Annotated in this window: 1 protein-coding gene; it reads left to right on the forward strand. The window is 66.4% G+C overall.

Annotated features, from left to right (window positions below):
* Positions 1 to 562: 3'-5' exonuclease (locus tag KVT32_RS28470; RefSeq protein ID WP_217619248.1), on the forward strand; the 562-nt coding region annotated here is incomplete at both ends.

Genomic DNA, 562 nt, shown 5'->3' on the forward strand with positions numbered 1-562 from the left:
CACGCCCGGGCTGCGCTGGCCGGCGGACCTGGAGCTGGCCAGGGACTGGTACTTGCCGCACCTGGAGCGGCTGCACGACGACGCCCCAGTGCGCGCAGCCGACCTCGAACAGCTGACCCAGCTTGCCGGCGGTTATGGCAGCCGCGAGAGTTTCCTGGCCGAGATCACGCTCGATCCGCCGGAAGCGACCAGCGACCGCGCCGGCCCGCCGCTGCTGGACGAGGATTACGTGGTCCTGTCGACCATCCACTCGGCCAAGGGGCAGGAATGGAAGTCGGTCCACGTGCTGAACGTGGTCGACGGCTGCATCCCTTCCGACATGAGCACCGGCAGCGCCGAGGACATCGAGGAAGAGCGGCGCCTGTTGTACGTGGCGATGACACGCGCGAAAGAGCACCTGCACCTGGTGGTGCCGAACCGCTTCTTCGTCAAGCAGCAGGCGCAGATGGGCGACCGCCACGTCTACGCGACGCGCACCCGCTTCCTCACGCCGGCAATGCTGAAACATTTCGAGGAATGCGTGTGGATCACGGCCGAGAAGTTGCAGTCGAGGAAGCCAATG

The organism is Achromobacter sp. GbtcB20 (assembly GCF_019091095.1).
Taxonomy (GTDB): Bacteria; Pseudomonadota; Gammaproteobacteria; order Burkholderiales; family Burkholderiaceae_B; genus Achromobacter; species Achromobacter mucicolens.